The following is a 21,529-nucleotide window of genomic DNA, read 5'->3' as shown; positions in this document are numbered from 1 at the left end:
CTCCTGATGAATCAGGTTCTGGAACTACAAATATCTTCAGGGTCACAGTTCTTTGCCAGCCAGGCAGTAACACGGACCCAATTCTCAATTATCGTATCTTTTTCGTCAGTCAGTTCATCGAATGGTATGGAAGCGTCTATACCAAGCATTTCAGGCAGTCCCTTCATAATAGATACAGCTACCTTTCTGCCGGCAGTCTCAGGAATAAGACCCCATGAGATCTCATCCACAATATGCAGTATCGAGCCTGTTGCACTTACCAGAACAGGGTTCTTTGACATCTCCCGTAATGTCTTGAAAAAAGCTGCTTTGCGATTATCCCCGTCCATATGTGATGCCACTTTCCAATAATGGTTCTCTTCAATCCCAAACCGTTCAAGCCTCACAAGTACATCCCTCTGGGAAAGAGGTGTCAGGTCAGACTGCATTTCAAGTGCCTTGAAAGTGCACTCGATCACAACTTTACCTATTAGCTCGCCAAGCTTGGAATGATGACCTGCATCTGTCAGCAAAAGAGAACTTGTAGAATCTGCAACAACAGCTATCATATCAGTTCCCGAACCGGTTGCAATTCCAGTGGAATAACGGCTTGGAGCCATCAATTGCTGCAAAGCTGCAGTCTTGGCTTCCGTAGCTGTGATGACGGCTCTTGCCATAGCATATGGAGGCAGGTTTGCACCTATTATCAGCATAGTGTTTATAGTCCCCTGAATGAACTGATGGGAACCATTCTCCTGATAATATGATGCAGGGTCGCCAACACGCCCACCATTTACCTCAATGCCCGCGGTCATGACAGCCGTTACCTCCACACCACGAAAAGATCTGGTCACGATCGAAACATTGTCCATATTGGCAGCCGTCAGCAACCCTGTGGCAGTGTCAGGATCAGCGCCCAGTCTCTTTGCCAGGATGGACAGGTAAGCAGGAATGCTTCCACCATCCAGGTCTTTTGGAGCATGTTTTCCTTTTGGGACCCTGTGATTGAAAATTACCCTCAGGTCTTCCCTGTACCCACCATTCAACCACGATGTCGTGAGAGTGTTTCTCCCCTCAGGCAGACTTAGCAAAATAGAATCCTTATACCTGTATACTTTCTCTTTGCCCGTAGTCTCAAAAAGAAGTGTGCCTTCTTCCACTGCACTCCCTTTTACGGATTCAGGGTCAGTCTCCTGACCTGTTATTTTACTGGATCTGGCTGCCATGGATATCTCCATATCATTTGTTACCTGTTCGATGTAATATCCATAAAATAGAAATATGGGATACACAGGACATTATTGAATATATCCCTGTGTACATTAAATATCTTTTGAAATGTAGTGGAAAAAGGTAATTCCAGACTATTTATTATAGACCTTCGCAAATGCGCTAAAATCAAGAATGTTTATCATACCGTCATCATTGAAATCTGCCCATTTGCTGGTTCCAGTAGTTGTGCTATTATAAACCTTCGCAAATGCACTGAAATCAAGAATGTTTATCAAACCATCGTTGTTAGCATCTCCTTTTAGCATGACAGTTTCTTCCACTACAAGCCAGGTCCACTCTGTCACTACATTTTGAGCAGAGCCTGATGCTGTTGCCTTTACCTGATAAGTCCCACCTGCCGGAGGAACCAGTTCACAATAAGAAGATAACACATCACTATCGACCTTTATGGTCTCTCCTTTAAGTGACCAGATAATATCACATTCTACGTTCGTCCCGATGGAAAATGTCCGGGCAGATTTATCCGATTCAATTATAGAGTCAGTCGGACTTAGGCGCATCACCTGTAAAGCCGTAGTGGTGGAATCACCCCATCCAAAATTCTGCGTATACATGGCAGCATTGTCGTAACCGGAGTATTCACCAACCCAGATACCGATGCCAATCTCATTGTAATTGGGACTCAGTATGTTTGCCCTGTGCCCCGGTGAAGCCATAAGGCCTTCGTGGGCTGCTACAAGGTCCGGAGGATAGCGCAACGCAATATTCTCGCCCACATATACCATATCATAGCCTGCGTTTGCGAGCCTTTCTGAAAAAGAAGTACCATCATAGGAATCATGTGAAAAATAATCCAACTCTATCATTTCTTTGCTATGTTCACTTGCAACGTCATTTAAAACCGCATTGAACCTCAGTGGTTCAAGACCATATATCGCTCTTTCCCCATTGATAAGATCAAGCATCTGCTGCTCTTCTGCAGCGTATTCGCTAGTCGCACTTGTTATCCCGATCTGGACAATAAATAAAATGATCAGGAAAATTATCGTTTTCATTAATCTTGACATGTTGATCAAATATCCTCATAATCAGATATTCGAATAAATAATTCAACCATATTTATAAATACCCTCTTAAAAAAATAAATGGGTGAGAGAATCTATGTTAGAAAACGTACATTAGACCCTTAATTCCTCGTGATCGGGCAATTTGTGGGGAATGTCTATGGGAACCAACGTCTTCAATAATTTTCCGACGTAACCTCTTGCCCACACAAAGATGAACAATGAGCCCATGATATTACCTACAACCATCCCCCACCAGACACCTATAAGTCCCATGTCCAGATTAAAGGCAAAGAAAACTGCGAACAATGGTACGAATATGACAGCACGCAGTATCGTTGCAATTAGTGCATAGAGTCCTTTTCCCACACCCTGGAAAAGAGAGGATGAAATCATTCCGAGGGAAACCGTAGGGTAGAATATACAAATTATTCGGAGAAATATAATAAGGTCGTCCGTGATATGGGAAGCACTTTCTGAAAGGGTAAATGCGTAAGCTATCTGTGGAGCCAGAACAAAGGTAAAAAGAGCAATTACCGTCTCGACAAGAAGGCCCATCTTCATTGCATATATGTGAGAAAAGGATACTTTATCATACGAACCTTCCCCATATGAAAAACCGACCATTGTCACAACAGCAGTCGAAATACCAATGAGTGGAGCAAGAGCTATTGTTGCAACACGCCATCCAACAGTGTAAACTGCCACTCCGTCGGTGTTACTGACGGCTATTATTATGACATTCATCACAAGCATCATAAGAGCCATGGATGCCTGCTGCACAGAAGCAGGAATGCCAACCTTTGATATATCCTTGAGGATATCCTTTTCGAAATTGAAATCCTTAAAATCAAAGGAAAGGTAAGTATCCTTTTTAAAGAAAAGCCAGCTGGACATCATAACTGCAGTTACTCCCATTGATAGAACCGTAGCCCAGGCAGCACCAGCAACGCCCATCTTAAACTGGTAAATGAAGATAGGATCAAGTACTATATTCAGAACAGAGCCGAATATCATAGCATTCATAGCCCTTTTAGTGTCGCCTTCACTGCGAAGTATCGCATTTGCAACATTGGTAAAGAAGAGCAGAATACTGCCTCCGAAGATAATACGACCATAGGAAGTTGCCATTGCAGTTGTCTTGCCGGCACCGATCATAGCAAATATCGGTTCTGCAAATGTGAAGAGTGTAAGAGTGAAAACAGCGGACATCAAAAGCATCAGTATCATCGTGTGAACTGCAACATTGTCCGCACCTGTTTTGTCCTTTGAGCCAAGCCTTCGGGATATGGCTGAACCGGCGCCGACTCCCAGACCGTTTGAAAGTGCAATGATCACAAAGAAGAAGGGGAATACAAAACCAACTGCTGCAAGAGCATCTGAGCCAAGTCCGGAAACCCAGAAAGTATCTACGAGATTATATAGTGTCTGAACAGACATGCCAAGCATCATTGGCAATGCCAGCTTTATGATAGCTTTTTTAGGATCACCTAGCAGGGCCTTCATACCTGCGGTCGTCTTTGGGGCCCCTAATGCAGGACCCGCCTTTTTACCATTTGTCGCATTATTCATTTGAAGCCTTCTTCATTTCATTTTCAGATGCAATGTTTTTGGCAGCTTTTTCCATCATGGAAATGAACATCGCCTTTTCTTCATCGCTAAAACCATACAACAGTACATCATTTATCCTGGAACTGATATTGAGCAACACAGGCTTCATTTCACGCCCTTTGTCAGTGAGGTATACACAATAAGCACGTTTATCACCAGGATCCCTCTTCCGTGTAACATAACCCATTTCTTCGAGTTTGCTCACAGAACGGGTGATGGTTGCACGGTCATACTTCAATGAACTTGCAAGCGATTCCTGACTCACTCCTTCATGATGCATCAAGCGCATAAAAAAAGGGAATTGTCCACTTCCAATGCCATATGGCTCCAGCTCTTTTGAAAGATAGATGTTTATCGACCTGAAAAGGTGAGATATGTCCCGGCCTATGGATTCATGCTTTTTAATGCTACAAAGGTTTTCATTTTTAACAGGATCTGTCAGGACTATCACCATTTAGTTGCGTTATCAATTGTTGCATATGCAACAATCATATAAAAAAGCATTCTCCTGAATAAGCCAGATTTAAGATAAATCAATCTACGAAAAGCTCAACACCCATCAATTCAAGGAATATCTCTTCAAGCGATGGTACGATTGTGCGCATCTCCACTATATCCCCGCCTCGGGATGCAACCCATTTAGTAGTCTGGTTAACTACATCAATATCATTGGTTGTAACGACATAGTTGTCATCCACAGTCTTGATTTCGGAAATGACATATTCTTCAACATCATCTACCTTGAACTCAAGGCGGTACTGGATCTTACCATACTCTTTTCTTATTTCCTCAGCTGTGCCAAGTGTTACAAGTTTTCCCGATTTGAGGATAAGTATCCGGTCACATAGACTTTCTACCTGGAAAAGATTGTGAGCACTGAATATAATGGTCTTTCCCGATTGTTTCAATGAGCGCACATAATCAGTAATATACCGGGAAGTCATGGGATCCAGGCCTGATGCCGGTTCATCATATATCAGGATATCAGGATCATTGATAAGAGAACGGGCTATTGCTACCTTTCGTTTCATACCTTTTGAAAGATCACCTATCTTCTTCCCATCGGCATTGAGGGACAGATCAAAAAGAAGTTCACGTATCCTTTTCTTTGCACGGTCTTTTGGGATGGAGTATAGCTCTGAGAAGAACATCAGGTAGTCCTCTACCCCCATGCCCTCATACAGAGGTGACTCTTCAGGAAGAAATCCAAGGAATGACTTTATCTCAACGGCATCTCTGGAAATATCCAGCCCCTTCATATAGATATTGCCGGAGCTTGGCCTGACAAGACTGCTGAGCATTTTTAGTGTGGTGGTCTTACCAGCACCGTTGGGACCAACTATTCCGAATATCTGCCCTTTGGCAACTGAAAAAGAAAGGTTATCAACAGCAACAAAATCGCCGTATTCTTTCCGCAGGCCGTTAACTTCTATTATGCCAGGTTCCACAAGAGTACAATATTGTTCACTATATATAAACCGTGTTATATAAAAGGAGAAAGCATAGTTGGAGGACAACTATGCCTGTAAAGTACTCAGAGCTTGTACATATGTACATCCAGCTGTGGGAATGGGATCTCCACATCTTCCCTGTCAAATGCTGCATGTATAGCAATGGTGAGGTCATTTTTAACAGCCCAGAAATCAGCAGTATTCACCCATGCACGCAACTGAAGGTTCACAGATGAATCTGCCAGTTCAGTAGTGACAACTGCCGGTGCAGGGTCCGCAAGTACAAGGGCATGTTGCTTGATAACACTCATGGCTACCTCTACAGCTTTAGGGATCTCTGTTGCATAAGCTACGCCTACATCCACTGATACCCTGCGGGTAGGCATACGGGTTGCATTCACGATAGGACTGCCCCACACAAGTTTGTTAGGCAATGTGATGAACTGATTGTCAGGGGTCAGGAGTTCCGTTGCCATGATACCTACTGCATGAACTTTACCGGAAAGACCGTTTACAGTCACATACTCGCCTTTGTCAAGAGGTCTCAGGGATGCGATCCACACACCTGCCGCCATATTGTTCAGCGAATCCTGCATACCAAAACCAAGTACCAGTCCGATGACTGCGGAAAGACCTACTACCACAGAACTTATGTCAACTCCAAGGGTACTTACAACTGCAAGCAACACTGCTACATAGAGCAATGCACGCAGGAACCGAACAAGGAATTCGACGACCAGTTCGGGAAGTTTTGTCTTTTTCAGACCATTTCTGAACATACTGGAAAGGACTCCTGCAACCAGAAGACCTGCAAGTAAGACGATCAGTGCGAATATTATATTTGCCAGTGTTATTGTCGTGTAAGGTATAGTTTGAGCTAAAATATCTGCCATTCTACCACTCCTAAATCTTATTATGAAATATCCACATTATTATCAATAATTGCCTGCATATAGTCTTTTTCAATAAAAAGAAGATTTATGAAATACCTATTAATATAATAAATACCTAATAAAATGGTGATGCCAGGCTGGTTCACTATTGCAAAATGGGAGTTTTTAAGGTCCAAACTCAAATTCGATGCACGATCGATGATCATGCTCACATTATCTTTGATACTGGTAATTGTTGCCTCTTACGCTGCATCCCAAACAGGGATGAGCATGAACCAGAAAATATATCTTGCAGCCATTTCACAGCCGGATGTACAGCCCATTATCGAAACCGACCAGAGGTTCGATTATTTTCTGGTAGACAGATCCACTGCAGGTACCTATTATGAATTTGGTGCAGATATGGCGATCATTGGGAACAATGTATATCTTAGCGACACACGAAAAGCTGCTGCCGCCGGCGATTCATTAGAAAGCACATTTAAAACATATCGCGAGTTAGTGCTCACCTCATATAATGACGTTAACAATAGCCATCCGGTATGGGTTACTGTCCATGATCTGGAAAGACCGCAGACCTTCCAGCTGGCAGGAGCTGAAGAAACAGTAGACAGCATCAGGAGAGGGGCAAACGGGTCTGCAGGTTTTCAGGATGTACCCGGTACTGATGGCACAACCGGACAAGGGAGCAGTGGGTCTCTCAGAACCGGATCATCAACGATCTCTCCGGAAGATATTGCAGCTCTTGATGCCATGAAAGGAAAGACCTTCTTTGAGAAGCAGACAATAGCCACACCTTCCAACTTCTCACCACCCATACCATTCACAGCCATACTTTACGCATTCCTGTTCATATTCCCGATCTACTTCATCTCACAGTTCTACTCAACAAGCCTGATGGATGAGCGTACCAATAAAAAAGGAGAACTTGTACTTGTTGCACCTTTACGCGGGATTGATGTCGTGATCGGCAAAACGATTCCATACCTTTTTATCACAATGGCTATCCAGACAGCCATCACACTATACATAATCGGCATACCTTCAACTTTTGCAGGTGTCGAGAGAGTATTTCTTGTACTTGCAGCCATATTCCCTGTAGTCATGCTCTTCTTTGCACTTTCATTCTACAGTGCGATACTTTCAAGGAGCTTCAAGGAACTGACATTCGCAAGCGTATTCCTGTCTGTAGTCATATCAGGATACCTGTTCTTCCCTGCAATGTTTGCAAATATCCATGCTATAAGTTCCATTTCCCCCATAACGCTCATAGTCAGGCTTATTGAGAACCAGGCAGTCATGACAAATACATATCTGTTCTCAACCCTGCCATTCTATTTTGTATCTATCTCAGTATATGCTTTTGGAACTTTCATTTTCAGGGAAGAGGATCTGTTCACGCAGAAACCCATAAGTGGAAAAATAGTAGATTGCTTCGAGCTGTTCCTTTCATATCCCTATGGTTCTGTGTTCCTGCTTAGTATCATATTCATTCCTTTTGTATATATGGCACAATTGATGCTCATAGTCATGCTTTTCAACCTGCCTCTGCCATATTCGATAATAGCTATGATCCTGCTATCCGCAATGGCGGAAGAACTTGTAAAATCAATAGGAATATACACACTTTTCAAAAGGAAGCTGGCAGACATCACATTAAGGAATGCGATCAAGTATTCCATACTGTCTGGTGCTGGATTCTTCGTAGGCGAAAAAGCTGTTGCAGTACTGACTTTAGCACCAATTGCAAGTTCAGCCTTCGGTTCAGTAATGTCAATGGGAACTTTGCTATTGATACCATTGTTCCTGCATATCACAACGGTTCTAATCAGTTCACTTGTAATGTACAGGAAAGGACCACGTTATTACATGGTAGCCGTAGTGCTTGCAACCCTGTTTCACAGCCTGTATAACATAATAATCCTGAGGGGGTTGTTCTTTTGAGGAAAAACGGAAACTCATGCAGCAAAGTGAAGACCATAGCTAAGAAGGAATTCAAAGAGCTGATGAGAGAAAAAACATTCATACTTGCCATTATAATCCAGCTTTTCATAGCATCATTCGCAACCTTCCTGGTTATCGGACTTACATCATTCTATGACCCCAGCACACTGGGAAGTATGGAACTGGAAGGGACTTCCATTGCTGTAGTTGGAACCCAGGATGATGAACTTTACAGGATATTACAGGAAAGCAATATCAGGACATATCTTTACAATGATTTCCAGTTAGCATATACGGACTTCTATGACCACAAGCTCGATGCGATCATCGTTACTCCGTTAGGGACATCCACCGGAAATGACCTGCTAAACGTTGATATATACCTGCCAAAATCGGAAATCCAGGCGACCGTTGTTTCTCTCCAGCTAAAGGAACCCCTTGAGAAGTACGAGCAGAGCGTAAGAGATGTAAGGACTCAGAGATTGCCCGGATATACACCTATTGATCTCAACATCATAAAAAGAGGAATCAAAACATCTTCCACTTACTTTGAATTCATATATGTAGCACTCCTGCCACTGCTGGTATTCACCCCTGCATTCATATCAGGCGGATTGATTGTTGATTTCATTACCGAGGAATACGAACGCAAGACCATGGATATGCTCCTTGTGTCACCTGCATCCATGCTCGATATAGTGAACGGAAAAGTGATGCTGGCAACATTGATAGTTCCAGTACAATCGTTTGTATGGATGTTATTGCTATCAATGAACAGGGTATCGATACATAATTCACTTGTGATATTAATGCTTGTGACAATCATTTCCTTCATACTGGTACTGGCAAGCACTATAATTGCAGTCCTGTTCAGGGAAAGAGGAGTTGCTCAGTTACTATACTCACTTATCCTTATCTTCCTGTTCATGTCCTCATACCTGTTTACGAACTCTCCGCTGAATATGGTCACCCGCCTTTCTATCGAAAGCATAGGTGCACTGGAAACCTGGACATGGATGGGCATCTACATACTGGTGGCACTTTTCCTTTACGCTTCAATGGTAATGGCTGTTAAGAGAGATCCAAATAACATTTAAAACATACAAATACATAGATGATATTAATGCCAACAAAAAAGCTTCTGTCCTTAAGCATACTCCTGCTAATTCTCATTACACCTGCAAGCGCTTACGGGATTCGTGAAGAGAACATATGGATATTCCAGGGCTCCTATGAATTGGGAATTGGTGAGAGAGCATACCTGGAAGGTTTCACCATCAAGATCCATGATATAAATGTTGATAATGAACTCTCGGCTACTTTGCTGGTATACGGGAATTCTGTTTTTAAAGAGGCTTTTCAGGTTGATGCCGGAGTAAACAACGAACATATTTACAACAGCCAACTCAGGATCAATGTACTTTCCATCATCCAGGATAAGGTTTCCCTGGAAATATACAAACAAAAATCCGAGCTTGTATGGGTCACTGACATCCCCAAGACTTCATTCAAAATTGGAGATACGCTGACAGGGGATGAATATAAGATCAGCCTGAAAGATGTGAATGAAGACGGGGCACTGATATCAGTTGAGTATGATGGCAGTAAGTTAGAAGAAAACTATAATTCAGGAGATTATCAGAAATTCTCTGATGAGTTCATGATAAATGTCGTGTACCTGAAGAAGGATACTAAAGAAGTGTTCATAGAGACTTTAAAGCCCGGTTCACCCGATATACAGTTAGATTCTGCTAATGTAAAAGACAGTTATGAGCCGGATGACTATGTCGAATATGAGCTTCTGGTCACAAATAATGGCACAATACCACTGCATGGGATGATAGTCACTACCGAATGTGATGACTGTAAGGTCGACGGGGAAAGTCAACAATATTCCATACTTGAATCGGGAAAACAAAAAAAGTTCATTATCAAAGTAAAGCCGCAAATCGAGCCTATGGGTAAGGACATAACCATCATATCAAAAGTACAGGGTTACGATTATAGGGGAAACGAATACAATAGCCAAATTGCAACTGAAGTTAATGTCAAACCGTATATATCAATCGAAAAGGAGATAATTACCAGGGATAAAGTATCTGAAAAACCAGAATTCGGAACAGAACAGTACTTCCAGATAATTATAACACTTCAGAATAAGGCAAATTTCCAGACAGCTGTTTCAGTCACGGATAAGTTGCCTGCATCTTTTATCCCCGATGATATCGACAATACCGAATGGACAGTGTTGCTTGATGCCGGGAGCACAGAGACAATAGAATACTTTGTATCACCCACAGAACCGGGAGATTTTAAATTCATGCCTGCAACAGTGGCATGGAAAGATGGAGGAGAGACATACATACTGGAATCTGAAACAATTGACCAGCCATTCCATGTCAGTGGTTCAAAGGTCACTGTGGAAAAAGAACTAAGTTCCAGTTATATGCTTGTTGATGAAGAGATAGATATCGTCATCAGAATCAGTAATGAAGGTGACAATATGTTCAAAGTATCGTTCATGGAAAACATCCCTGATGAGCTCACTTTTATTGAAGGGGACAGTAAATGGGATGGAACACTGGAACCAGGAGATACCAGGGAATTCACCTACAGTGTCCATGCAGAAAGAGCAGGAGAATACTACCTGCCACAGACTGAACTGAGTATTACGGATGAAAATGGGAAAAAAGAGAGTATTGTTTCAGCCGAACCTTTCCTCTACATTGATGATGCAATTGTAGAAAATGATGACTATATTGAAGAAAGCAGTTACAATGAGTTATACGATAACTCTTTTGAAAATGGTGAGGAAACTGCAATAACGGACTCCGGAATCACAAGAATGGAGGCAGCCGGGTTTTTGACATCTTCATTTATCGGCCTGTTCCTACTAATTGCTGCGGTGCCTGCCTTTGCATATTTATATATAATCAGAATATATAAGTAAAGAAAGTTAACTGACTTGGGAAAAAAGACTATGGGAATTCTAGCTTTAATAGGATCTGGAATGCTTTTTGCATTATTCGCTGCAGTAGTGCTTTTTGTCCTGATAAATATGTCATCCAGATTTGCACTTATTATTCTGTTCCTGACACCCCTTCTAGTTATATTCATAATGCCAGGAACATCTATAGCTTTCCTTTCATACAGACATATGCTCCTTGCAAACGGACTTGTACCCATAAACAATTTCCATATATTGTTGATGCTCTGGTCCACCCTTATTGGGATAATCCTGTACACAGAATTCCTGACATGGTACCTGGCAAAGGGCACAAAGATGAAAAAAAGGGAAGACGGATAACGAGAGTACGGAAGCTTTGGAAATGTACTTCAAAATGCATCTTCCACGATCAGAAAAGCAAAAGATGTACTAATATGATATCTGGCAAACTTGTTATGTAAAGAGAACTCTATATTCTTTTATGTAATGATGGGGGAGTCACCCTGACAGATGATGAAGAGAAATGTGTTATAGAAATAGAGGAAGACGAGGCATACAAACCTTTGCCATGGAAATCTGCACTCTATTCTCTGGTATTCCCGGGACTTGGGCAGATGTACAATGGAGATTTCAGAAAAGGATCTTACTATTTTGTAATTGCATTTATATTGATAGTTACGGCATATCTCCTGTTTCCTATACTGATCATTTTCTGGCTGTACAATGTATACCAGGCTTTTAACTATGCCAGAAATTACCAAAACGGAACTAAGAATAGTACTGGATGAAAAATAAAGGAGCATAAAGCCCCTTTATACAGAATTATTGTAAGGTGCAGCAGTCAGCGATGAAACACCACCATAGGCGATAGCATTGTAAACAGGCTGTGTTGGTGTAAGCCATACGGTACCGGTTCCTTCAAATGTCTGCAGAAGACCTTCCCCGGATGTTAGTTTGCCTGCAATACCTTTTCCGGACCTCTCTACAGTGAATTTCACTGAATCAGACCTTAACAGGGCAATGCTTCCGTCAACCTGAAGTCTCTCGTTATCAAGATTGATTTTCAATATCTCTACCATTGGCACTGGACTTTCCAGAATACATATGCCTTTACCACTTATTTTTGTCTGGAACCATCCTTCTCCACCCAACAATCCTCCTGTAAGGCTCTTCTGGGTTGCCACGCCGACCTCAAGTGTTGATTCAGCACAATAGAACGCACCTTTGTCAACAACGATAGAACCACCATCCAGCGTTACTATGAGATAATGACCAAAACCTGGTTCAAGGAATACTTCACCTGTTCCCCTGTAGAGAGGATTAAAAGTTGACTCGTTTGTAAGCTTGTTCTTTATCATTTTCTTTGCAAGACCACCAACCCCACCAATATTGGCATCACATGTGATGTTCCCTTTCTGGAAATAAAGAGCACCGGGCTCAACTATGACACCACTGTCGTTAAGGGTTATTTTCACCTGTTTAAGAGCCATACCTGATTTCTGTATATGGAACAGGGTCTTTGCAAGACCAGGGTCCTTACTGCCGGTTAAAGAATTGTACTGGAGGACCTCTGCTTTAAAGTTACCTTTATCAACACTGTCAAGGACAGTCATATTGCTATAGAATTTCGTTTCTGCTATGATACCACATCCATATGAAAAACAGAACCAAGGCCCATTAACCCTGATATCTTCATCAATATATTTATCGATATATAACATATAAGCATATCCATTTTAATCCATGAATAAGATATGAACTATGACAGGCCGGAAAAATCCCCAGAGATAAGAATATGAATTCAAACCCACGAAAATACGGAACATCACCATATAATGTCGCAGTTGTCCATGGAGGTCCCGGAGCCCCCGGAACCGTGGCAGAGCTGGCCAGGGGGTTATCGGAATGGTCTGGCGTACTGGAACCGCTTCAGACATCAATGAGCATTGATGGACAGGTCAGTGAACTAAGAAATATTTTGAAAAAACATGGAAAACTGCCTGTATCACTGGTGGGGCATTCCTGGGGTGCATGGCTCTCCTTTATGCTTGCTGCACGTTACCCGTCCTATGTAAGGAAACTGATACTTGTTTCAAGCGGACCCTTTAAAGAGAGCTACGCTTCCACGATTATGAAAACACGACTTGACCGCATGAGTGAAACCGAAATAGAAGAGTACCTTCATCTTAGTTCAAGTATGAGCGACCCATCTGTTACAAATAAGAACCATGTCTTTGCAAAATTTGGAAAACTTATCTCAGCGGCTGATTCTTTTGATTTGATACCTTATGAAGGGGTTTATGCAGGATTCCGGCATGATGTCAATAAAAGCATATGGAGCGAAGCCAGTTATTTGAGAAAGAGCGGAAAACTGCTCAGCATGGGAGAAGATATCAGGTGTCCTGTGGTTGCGATCCATGGCAATCATGACCCTCATCCATTTGAAGGAGTAAAAGAACCTCTTTCAAAGGTTCTCAGTGATTTCAGGTTCATCCTGCTGGAAAACTGCGGACATTACCCGTGGCAGGAAAAGCATGCATCGGAGGAGTTTTACCAGGTTATGGGAAAAGAACTTACCCTATAAAAAAGATTGAAAAGGAAAAAGAGAAGAGAATTTACTCATCCATAATATCATGGTAGTAATATTCTCCCTTGGCTTTTTGTTCCCTGTCAAGTCTTGAATTCGGTTTATTTACCCTTGGACGGGAAGTATCCTCGTCACGCCTGAATGTGATACCAAGGTTCGCCAGGAACTTGTTCATACCATCCTGCATGCTGGAAGGTTTATGTGCTTTACCGTAAACTGCCGGTTCACCCTCAAAGACTATGAGACGCTCACTCAGCATGTCTATCATATAGATATCGTGGTCAACGACCATTGCAGTCTTACGGTTGTTCTCCGCAAATCTCTTGATGACTTTCGTTGCCATTGAACGCTGTTCTACATCAAGGTGGGCACTTGGTTCGTCAAGAATATACATGTCAGCATCCTGGGAAAGACATGCTGCAATAGCTACCCTCTGAAGTTCTCCACCACTGAGCTCAGTGACCAGATGGTCATAAAGCCTTTCTATCTGCAGAGGTATGGCGATTTCTGACTGATAGTAACTACTGTCGAACCTGCTGGACACACTGCGCAGGAAGTATCGTACGGGAATGGCTGTGTCAGCCTTGATATACTGCGGCTTGTATGATATTTTGATATTATGGTCAAGTTCACCCTCATCAGGGAGTACTTCTCCTGCAAGTATCTTTACAAATGTGGATTTACCGATACCATTCGGACCCACGATACCGAGAACCTCACCTTGTTTCAGTGAGCCGCCATCGGTTGATAAAGAGAAAGCATCTCCATACTTTTTAGAGAAGGCAGCATAGTCCATAAGGGTGCTGATATCTGTCCCCATCCTTGGAGGATGGACCTCGAACTTGATGGCTTCGGAACGTACACGCACATTCTCTTCAGGCAGGTAGCCCTTAAGATACTGGTTAATAGCAATACGCACACCCTTTGGATGGGTTATCACACCATACCCACCAGGCTCTCCGTAGGCTATATGTACAACATCGGCAAGCATGTCAAGTATTGCAAGATCGTGCTCTACAACGAGTACGGCTTTATCTTCTGCAATTTCCTGTATGAGCTGTGCTGAATTGATACGCTGGTAAATATCAAGATAAGGACTTATCTCATCGAAGAAATAGAAATCAGCATCCTTTGCAGCACATGCGGCAATAGCTACTCTCTGGAGTTCACCGCCACTGAGTTCTGTGATCTTGTGATCAAGGACATGTGAAAGGTTGAGCCTTTCCACCAGTTCCGGGAGTTTGCCCCTTTCATCAGTCTTGTCGAGAAGCTCACTGGTCTTACCCTTGAAAGCCTTGGGGATCATGTCCACATATTGAGGCTTCTGGGAAACCTTGATCTCGCCGTCCGCCACATCGCTGAAATAATCATAGAGGGCTGTTCCCGCATAATATTCAAGCACCTTATCCCAGGTACCACTTTCCTGCGAGAAATTAGGCAGAAGGTTACCTGAAAGTATCTGGACTGCCGTACTTTTACCGATACCATTCGGTCCGAGGATACCTGTGACTCTTCCAACCTGAGGGGTTGGGAGACCGTAGAGGGCAAATCCATTAGGTCCGTATCTGTGGGTTGGTTCTGTGAGAGCTTCGGGAAGACCGATAATCATTATAGCTTCGAAAGGACACTTGTGGACGCATATTCCACAACCCACACAAAGTTCTTCGGACACCAGTGGCTTACCGTCGTCTCCGAAAACAATGGTCTCGTCCCCGGTCCTTACACGAGGACAGTACTTTTCACATTCATGACTGCAACGTCTTGGCTGACATCTGTCTTTGTTCAATATGGCTATTCGCATGTAAAATCCCTGTCAGTGAAATAAAATAAATGGAAAAAGAGAAGATCAATTAAGGAGTAGCGTCCATGTCACAAGACAGAAATCTATAACGATGAACTCAACATAGAACCAGTCCTTAAAGCCGAATTCCTTCACCTTTATCTTGAAGAGAGGGAAGGAGAATTTCATTACATAGAAGGAAATACCAACTATGAACATCATGATAACATACCACTCATACCCAGTGGTCAGGGCATCACCGACACCAAGCTGTATGTAGGCGAGTATACCTGCTATTACACCGATAATAGCTGCAACTGCCGTTTTGATGATTCCCTCCATGTGAGCTTTTTTCCTTTCTTCCGGAGTTCTCACCTTAAATGAGATCTTTCCGGAACCGGATGAGGTAGGAGCTGGTTGTGCATCATCAGTGGATTCCTTAACAGGAACGGGTACTGATTGCTTTTTACTGGATGATTTTGACAATTGATCTGATCTCCTGGTACAACTTGGATGTGGGTACTATAAAAACCAATACTTATATAAATGTTTATCCTGCCGGAAGGACATTACACAAATTCATTGCTCAACACATTATTGATCATGTCAATGGAAAGTGCATTAAAACCGATGGAACAAAGGTGTTTTGCAAATATTCCGGGACGATGACCATTTGGATGATAGACAACCGTAAATTCAGGATCTATATCTTCTACCATGGTAACAAGTCCCCTGGCATCCAGATGGTCACTTATCTGGATTGCAGGATAACGATAATCGCTGCGTCCGGTCATCACATATTTAGATATATGAGAAGGCAGTTTACCCAGATCCCATGGCGGAACGATACTTATACAATCCTCACAGCTATCTCCAAGATATGTCAGTTCCCCGGCATCCTCAAGGAGAGTTCGGGTCAATGAAAGAGATTGTTCATCCATCTCTATTGCTCCCTGATAACCAAATCCCCGAAGAAGTTCAACTGCTCTCTGGGCCTTGCCAAATGCATAGGCTCCAAAAGCAATTGATGAATTATCCCTGAAGGCATTCTCAAAACCTGTGATGTCGTCATCAAAATAACAGCTTGTATCTCCGGGATCCCCGTAATTAGCCTCGGTTATCAGAAGGTCACATTCAGGAAGCATGGAAGCATCCTTCACATCACCGGTCACAAGTATCCTTGTACCTAGTTCATTTTCCCACATGAATGATACTGAACCAACTGTGTGGAAATTCGGGAAAGTCTGAATCTTTACGCCCTTGACATCTATGGTTTCGCCAACTTTGAACGTCCTGCCTGCATATTTACGCTGGTGGCGTATCTCAAGGGCAAGGGCCGTTTTCTCCGAACATACTGCGCGCTCGGACAGCATTGCGGATTTTCCGTTATGATCGGAATGGGCATGAGTAATAAGATAGGCATCAGGTTGCTGATACTTTGCAGGGGTTCTGGTAGTATCTATAGAAAATGTAACCAGGTCCCCTTCAACAGATTTGAACTTAACAGAAAGATGAGGCTTAAAGGAACCCCGGGAGTTCTTCTCCCTGAAAACCATTACACCAAGACCGACCAGTTCCTTCAATTTCCTAAACCCTCGAAACTGGATTGATCTTAAGCTATTTACGCTTTTTCAAAAAATACGTTGGAAAATATTTCAAAAACAAAGAACAGGTGCTTAAAGCACCTTATTCAGCTCTTCAATGAGGATACCTGCGGTGGTAAGTCCTGTAAAGCGCTTTGCTACTTCACCATCTTTAAGAATGATAAGAGTAGGTACTGCCTGAATGCCGTACTTGCCTGCAAGCTCCTGGTTCTTGTCTACATCAATTTCCTTTACGTCAACCTTGTCACCGAGTTCTGCCTCAACCTTTTCAAGGAAAGGCTTCTGCATCTTACAAGGGCCGCACCATGTTGCACTGAAATCCAAAAGTTCCACTTTGCTCATATGAATACCTCTTATGTATAGTCAATGAAGTTATTATTTTTATTTATCGATACCGTGCGATACCAAGCCGGAAAGAGATTTCCTGTCACCCGTAGTCCCCAAAAGACATAAACCTCTTTGTGACGGTAATGCGCGTTATACACACAACCAATGAGATAATCGGATATAAAGTTTTCGTTTACATTATATACTCACATGCGTCTAATCTTGGAAGTCAGGTCGAGAGGCTTTGAGTAATAAGGCGCAGTTGTCACAATAACATCCACATGCTTTGCATATGCAGGAATCATACCAATGTCAATCCCACCAACTGCAATCTCCAGATTGGGATTGAGTGTGCGCAGCTCCGGCACAAGTGACTCGAGTTCCTGAGGTTCGTAATGATCGAGCAGAAGCATATCTGCAACCGGAGCAGACTCATAGGCTTCTTCTCTGGTTCGTGGCTCTATTTCGATCTTGCGTATGGCCTTGAGTTTTACCTGTTTCTCCATGACATCAAGATGGTTCTGTGTAATGAGGATAGAATCACTTAACGAGTTACGATGATGGTCCCCACCACCAATCTTTACGGCTTTAAGCTCATACTTGCGAAATCCAGGATGGGTTTTACGACTTGTTGCTATCATTATATCAGGATTTGACTTTCTTGCAAGCTCTACGGCAAAACGGGTACTTGATGCAATTGAACATACAAGTGAAAGGAATGTCTGTGATATCCGCCAGAGTTTGAAAAGCGTAGGAAGATCACCCTGAGCTTCAAATATCACATCATTTGAATTGAACTCCGCACCATTTTTCACCATGTTAACAACTTCAAGACCGTTCTTTTTGTAGAAAGCCTCAAGATCATCCATGCATGCTGCTACCCCGTGTTCCCTTGATTTGATACGGATACGGCCGGTGCCCTCTATACCAAGGAACTCTGTGGTCTCATCACCGTAAGGACAATCTTCCGAAAGATATAGGTCAAAAAAGTCTATCATGGTGCTCACCTGCAAATATTATGTAAAGGATACTTCATAACTGTTGCTGTTTTTTGAAAGAAATGGAGGAGATCAATCCTCCAGTGTGGAAATGTCTCCCGGATCCTGACCAAGCTCCTGTGCCTTGAGCAAACGCCTCATAATCTTCCCGCTGCGGGTCTTTGGCAGTGACCCCACGAAATCGATCTCTGATGGCATGGCTATCGGACCAAGGTTCATTCTTACATGATAGAGCAGTTCAAGTTTCAATTTGTCACTTGGGTTGAATCCCATGCGCAATATGATGAAAGCCTTGATAGAATCGCCCTTGAGAGGGTCAGGTTTTCCAATGACCGCTGCTTCTGCTACGGCCTCATGGGATACCAGGGCACTTTCAACCTCTGCGCTTCCAATGTTGTGACCTGCAACTATGAGAACGTCATCAGAGCGACCCAGGATCATGATATACCCATCTTCATCCTTTACCGCCAGGTCACCTGCTGCATAGTAATTCCCTATGGTGTTCCAGTACTGGCGATATCTCTCATCATTGCCGTAAACGGTCCTCATCATGGAAGGCCACGGCTCCTTTATAACAAGGAATCCTCCTGTTCCAGCCGGAACCGGTTCACCATTCTCATCCACAACATCTACAACAACACCAGGGACAGGCCTTCCTGCAAATCCCGGCTTCATTGGCTCGCCAACAGTTGTTGTCAGCATATGCATACCGGTCTCGGTTTGCCACCAGGTATCCAGGATAGGGCATTTCTCCTTGCCTATGACGCGGTAGTACCACTCAAATGCCTCCGGATTGAGAGGTTCACCAACTGAACCCAGTATACGCAATGAGCTCAGATTGTACTTTTCAGGCCACTCTTCCCCCATTCTCATGAACATACGAATTGCCGTAGGTGCCGTATAGAAGATAGTTACATCGAACTCTTCTATCATACTCCACCAGACACCAGGGTCCGGATAATCAGGTGTCGTTTCGGAAATAAGGATAGTTGCACCCATTGAAAGAGGGCCATAAACAATGTAACTATGACCTGTGATCCAGCCAGGGTCTGCAGTACACCACATGACATCGCCCTCTTTCAGGTCGAACATATTCTTTGTAGTATAATAGGTACCGACCATGTAGCCACCGCAGGCATGAACTATTCCCTTTGCAGGACCTGTGGTTCCACTGGTATAGAGAATGAATAGCGGATCTTCTGCATCCATGATCTCTGGCTCACATTCTTTTTCGACGTCTTCCATAATTTCGTAGAAATCAACTTCTATCTCAGAGAAAAGTTCGAGCTGGGGAGTCATTCTCCTGAAAACCACGATCTTTTCCACACAAGAAGCATTTACAACAGCCTCATCTACCAGGGTCTTGAGGTCTATGCGCTTTCCACGCCTGAGAGTTGCATCTGCAGTAATGACTATCTTTGCCTGTGCATCCTTTATTCTGGAATGCAGTGCATTGGCTCCAAAACCGCCGAACACAACACTATGGACCGCACCGATACGGGCACATGCCAGCATTGCGATGATCTGCTCGGGAACAAGCGGCATGTAGATACATACCCTGTCACCCTTTTCCACTCCAAGTGACTTAAGGCCGTTTGCAAATCTCATGACATCGCGATAAAGCTGACGATATGTCAGTATTTGCTCCTCACCATTATCACCGACCCAGATCATGGCCACCTTGTTTCTCTTACCATTGAGGACATGACGGTCCAGGCAGTTATGAGTGATATTCAACTTGCCATTAGTGAACCACTTTGCATATGGATGGTTCCATTCCTTTACTTTGTCCCATTTTTCAAACCATTCAAGTTCTTCTGCCACATTCTCCCAGTGTTTCTCAGGGTCTTTCAGAAACTCACTATATGCTGTTTCGTAGTCCTGTAGCCAGGACTTTTCCTTTACAGAGGGATCTGGAAGGTAGCTTTTACCATCCAGCTTGACATCAAAATTCTCAGACATGTTTACTCCATTTATAATGAATAACTATGATGATTTTTCCATGACCTCAATTTGTCTCGGGCCAATCGAACCAGTTCTTGCAGAGCAACCGTATCATGTCATTTTGAAAAACAAACAAAGGTTCACGAAGAAACCCCGGGACATGAAAGGAACCGCAGTGAAGGGACTATAAATTGTATAAAGTGACCTTCATCCATCATGTATAATCATGATAATAATATATACCTATTTTGGTCTAAAAAGAATTAGTATGTTTATAAAAGCTAAGTTCTAAATGAGGAGCTATAATCGTTTCGAAGAAGAGATTTCCAATTAAGGACGCTATGAATATAAGAAGGGGAATATAATCAAAAAAGCTAAAAAAAGAATTATGATGAGAGTGACAGAATAGCTTCTGCCAAATCGCCATTTGCATTTTTCAATGCTTCTCTGGCTTTATCCTCTGGCACGCCTGTCTGCTCTGCAACGAGCCTCACATCATCATCGGGTATTTGAACTTCCCTGGCGACCTCTTCCGGGGTACCAACTATCTGATAGGTATCCACACCCTGGGCATTCATTATGGAGACATTGGCATCATTAAAAACGATGTCCTTTGAAGCTGTTCTTATAATGACCTGTTCAACATCATCTATATCAGTGATGTTAATGCCCATTTGTTTCATCATCTGTTTGACTTTTGCAGGGTTCATTCCCCTGCCACCTATTCCCGGAAACATGTACTCACCTTTGTATATGAAAGTTTACCCAATTATTCAATATAAACAGTTATTTAGCAGCAACCGCCGCCGCATGATGATGTGTTACATCCACCGCCGTTCTGGTTGTCGATGACAAAGCCCTTTCCGGATGGACCATCTACGTAGTCGATCTTTGCGCCTGCAAGACCATCTGCATCATCCTTGTTCATTACGATCTTGAGACCTTTTTCTTCAACTACAAGATCTTTATCTTCGCTAATCTCATCTTCAAGAGACATTCCGTACTGCACACCGCAGCAGCTCATGCCTGCAATGAAAATCCTGAGAGCCATATCTGTCTTATCCTGTTCTTCAAGCAGTGATTTTAATTCAGCTGCTGCATTGTCAGTTACTTCTACCATTATTAATTCCTCGTTATTTGTTTGAAAATACTACAAAGTGACTACCG

Annotated in this window: 21 protein-coding genes; 6 read left to right on the top strand and 15 right to left on the bottom strand. The window is 42.9% G+C overall.

What is annotated here, in order from left to right; all coding sequences use genetic code 11:
- Positions 1–11: 11 nt before the first annotated feature.
- From RE476_RS10790 to RE476_RS10765, 6 genes are all read right to left on the bottom strand, one after another.
- On the bottom strand, positions 12–1,205 hold the full coding sequence (locus RE476_RS10790) for an adenosylcobinamide amidohydrolase (RefSeq protein WP_309307644.1): 1,194 nt from the start codon (positions 1,203–1,205) through the stop codon (positions 12–14).
- A gap of 138 nt (positions 1,206–1,343) precedes the next feature.
- A complete protein-coding gene (locus tag RE476_RS10785) occupies positions 1,344–2,279 on the bottom strand; it encodes a CAP domain-containing protein (protein ID WP_309307643.1) in 936 nt (311 codons plus the stop codon).
- A 111-nt stretch (positions 2,280–2,390) separates the two neighbouring features.
- Entirely contained in the window at positions 2,391–3,848 is a 1,458-nt protein-coding gene (locus RE476_RS10780; protein WP_309307642.1) for an MATE family efflux transporter, read from the bottom strand.
- Complete coding sequence (locus tag RE476_RS10775) at positions 3,841–4,341, bottom strand: MarR family winged helix-turn-helix transcriptional regulator (protein WP_309307641.1); 501 nt, start codon at positions 4,339–4,341, stop codon at positions 3,841–3,843. The genes RE476_RS10780 and RE476_RS10775 overlap by 8 nt, the downstream gene beginning before the upstream one ends.
- Before the next feature lie 79 nt (positions 4,342–4,420).
- Positions 4,421–5,335: an ABC transporter ATP-binding protein gene (locus RE476_RS10770; RefSeq protein WP_309307640.1), complete on the bottom strand. Its 915-nt coding sequence runs from the start codon at positions 5,333–5,335 to the stop codon at positions 4,421–4,423.
- 86 nt (positions 5,336–5,421) lie between these two features.
- On the bottom strand, positions 5,422–6,231 hold the full coding sequence (locus tag RE476_RS10765) for a mechanosensitive ion channel family protein (protein WP_309307639.1): 810 nt from the start codon (positions 6,229–6,231) through the stop codon (positions 5,422–5,424).
- A 129-nt stretch (positions 6,232–6,360) separates the two neighbouring features.
- Here RE476_RS10765 and RE476_RS10760 point away from each other — a divergent pair, with 129 nt between their 5' ends.
- From RE476_RS10760 to RE476_RS10740, 5 genes are all read left to right on the top strand, one after another.
- A complete protein-coding gene (locus RE476_RS10760; protein WP_309307637.1) occupies positions 6,361–8,175 on the top strand; it encodes an ABC transporter permease in 1,815 nt (604 codons plus the stop codon).
- A complete protein-coding gene (locus RE476_RS10755; RefSeq protein WP_309307636.1) occupies positions 8,172–9,272 on the top strand; it encodes an ABC transporter permease in 1,101 nt (366 codons plus the stop codon). Before RE476_RS10760 ends, RE476_RS10755 begins: the two co-directional genes overlap by 4 nt.
- Before the next feature lie 26 nt (positions 9,273–9,298).
- Positions 9,299–11,125 (top strand): COG1361 family protein, encoded by a 1,827-nt coding sequence (locus tag RE476_RS10750; RefSeq protein WP_309307635.1) that lies wholly within the window; start codon positions 9,299–9,301, stop codon positions 11,123–11,125.
- A 30-nt stretch (positions 11,126–11,155) separates the two neighbouring features.
- Positions 11,156–11,482, top strand: a complete 327-nt coding sequence (locus RE476_RS10745) for a hypothetical protein (RefSeq protein ID WP_309307634.1) — start codon at positions 11,156–11,158, stop codon at positions 11,480–11,482.
- Between the two features lie 203 nt (positions 11,483–11,685).
- Complete coding sequence (locus RE476_RS10740) at positions 11,686–11,910, top strand: DUF5683 domain-containing protein (protein WP_309307633.1); 225 nt, start codon at positions 11,686–11,688, stop codon at positions 11,908–11,910.
- A gap of 24 nt (positions 11,911–11,934) precedes the next feature.
- On the opposite strand, the gene RE476_RS10735 is transcribed toward RE476_RS10740, so the two are convergent.
- Positions 11,935–12,843, bottom strand: a complete 909-nt coding sequence (locus tag RE476_RS10735; protein ID WP_309307632.1) for an AIM24 family protein — start codon at positions 12,841–12,843, stop codon at positions 11,935–11,937.
- Between the two features lie 74 nt (positions 12,844–12,917).
- Here RE476_RS10735 and RE476_RS10730 point away from each other — a divergent pair, with 74 nt between their 5' ends.
- Positions 12,918–13,706, top strand: coding sequence for an alpha/beta fold hydrolase (locus tag RE476_RS10730; RefSeq protein WP_309307631.1), 789 nt, complete (start codon positions 12,918–12,920; stop codon positions 13,704–13,706).
- 31 nt (positions 13,707–13,737) lie between these two features.
- Here RE476_RS10730 and RE476_RS10725 read toward each other — a convergent pair whose 3' ends face one another.
- The 8 genes from RE476_RS10725 to RE476_RS10690 form a co-directional block, all read right to left on the bottom strand.
- Positions 13,738–15,510, bottom strand: coding sequence for a ribosome biogenesis/translation initiation ATPase RLI (locus tag RE476_RS10725; RefSeq protein ID WP_309307630.1), 1,773 nt, complete (start codon positions 15,508–15,510; stop codon positions 13,738–13,740).
- Between the two features lie 45 nt (positions 15,511–15,555).
- A complete protein-coding gene (locus tag RE476_RS10720) occupies positions 15,556–15,975 on the bottom strand; it encodes an EMC6-like membrane protein (protein WP_309307629.1) in 420 nt (139 codons plus the stop codon).
- An 83-nt stretch (positions 15,976–16,058) separates the two neighbouring features.
- Positions 16,059–17,045 carry an MBL fold metallo-hydrolase gene (locus RE476_RS10715; protein WP_309309605.1) on the bottom strand — a complete coding sequence of 329 codons (987 nt, stop codon included), beginning with the start codon at positions 17,043–17,045 and terminating at the stop codon, positions 16,059–16,061.
- A 120-nt stretch (positions 17,046–17,165) separates the two neighbouring features.
- Positions 17,166–17,435: a thioredoxin family protein gene (locus RE476_RS10710; RefSeq protein ID WP_309307628.1), complete on the bottom strand. Its 270-nt coding sequence runs from the start codon at positions 17,433–17,435 to the stop codon at positions 17,166–17,168.
- 191 nt (positions 17,436–17,626) lie between these two features.
- The gene (locus RE476_RS10705) at positions 17,627–18,418 is read right to left on the bottom strand and encodes a beta/alpha barrel domain-containing protein (RefSeq protein ID WP_309307627.1); all 792 of its coding nucleotides are present in this window, start codon (positions 18,416–18,418) and stop codon (positions 17,627–17,629) included.
- Between the two features lie 72 nt (positions 18,419–18,490).
- A complete protein-coding gene (gene acs / locus RE476_RS10700; RefSeq protein WP_309307626.1) occupies positions 18,491–20,380 on the bottom strand; it encodes an acetate--CoA ligase in 1,890 nt (629 codons plus the stop codon).
- Positions 20,381–20,748: 368 nt separating this feature from the next.
- A complete protein-coding gene (locus RE476_RS10695) occupies positions 20,749–21,099 on the bottom strand; it encodes a nascent polypeptide-associated complex protein (protein WP_309307625.1) in 351 nt (116 codons plus the stop codon).
- A gap of 53 nt (positions 21,100–21,152) precedes the next feature.
- On the bottom strand, positions 21,153–21,482 hold the full coding sequence (locus RE476_RS10690; RefSeq protein WP_309307624.1) for a HesB/IscA family protein: 330 nt from the start codon (positions 21,480–21,482) through the stop codon (positions 21,153–21,155).
- Between the last annotated feature and the right edge of the window lie 47 nt (positions 21,483–21,529).

Source organism: Methanolobus mangrovi, assembly GCF_031312535.1.
GTDB classification, from domain to species: domain Archaea; phylum Halobacteriota; class Methanosarcinia; order Methanosarcinales; family Methanosarcinaceae; genus Methanolobus; species Methanolobus mangrovi.
Note: the sequence above shows the minus strand (reverse complement) of the source record. Positions and strands in the feature narration are given on the sequence as shown.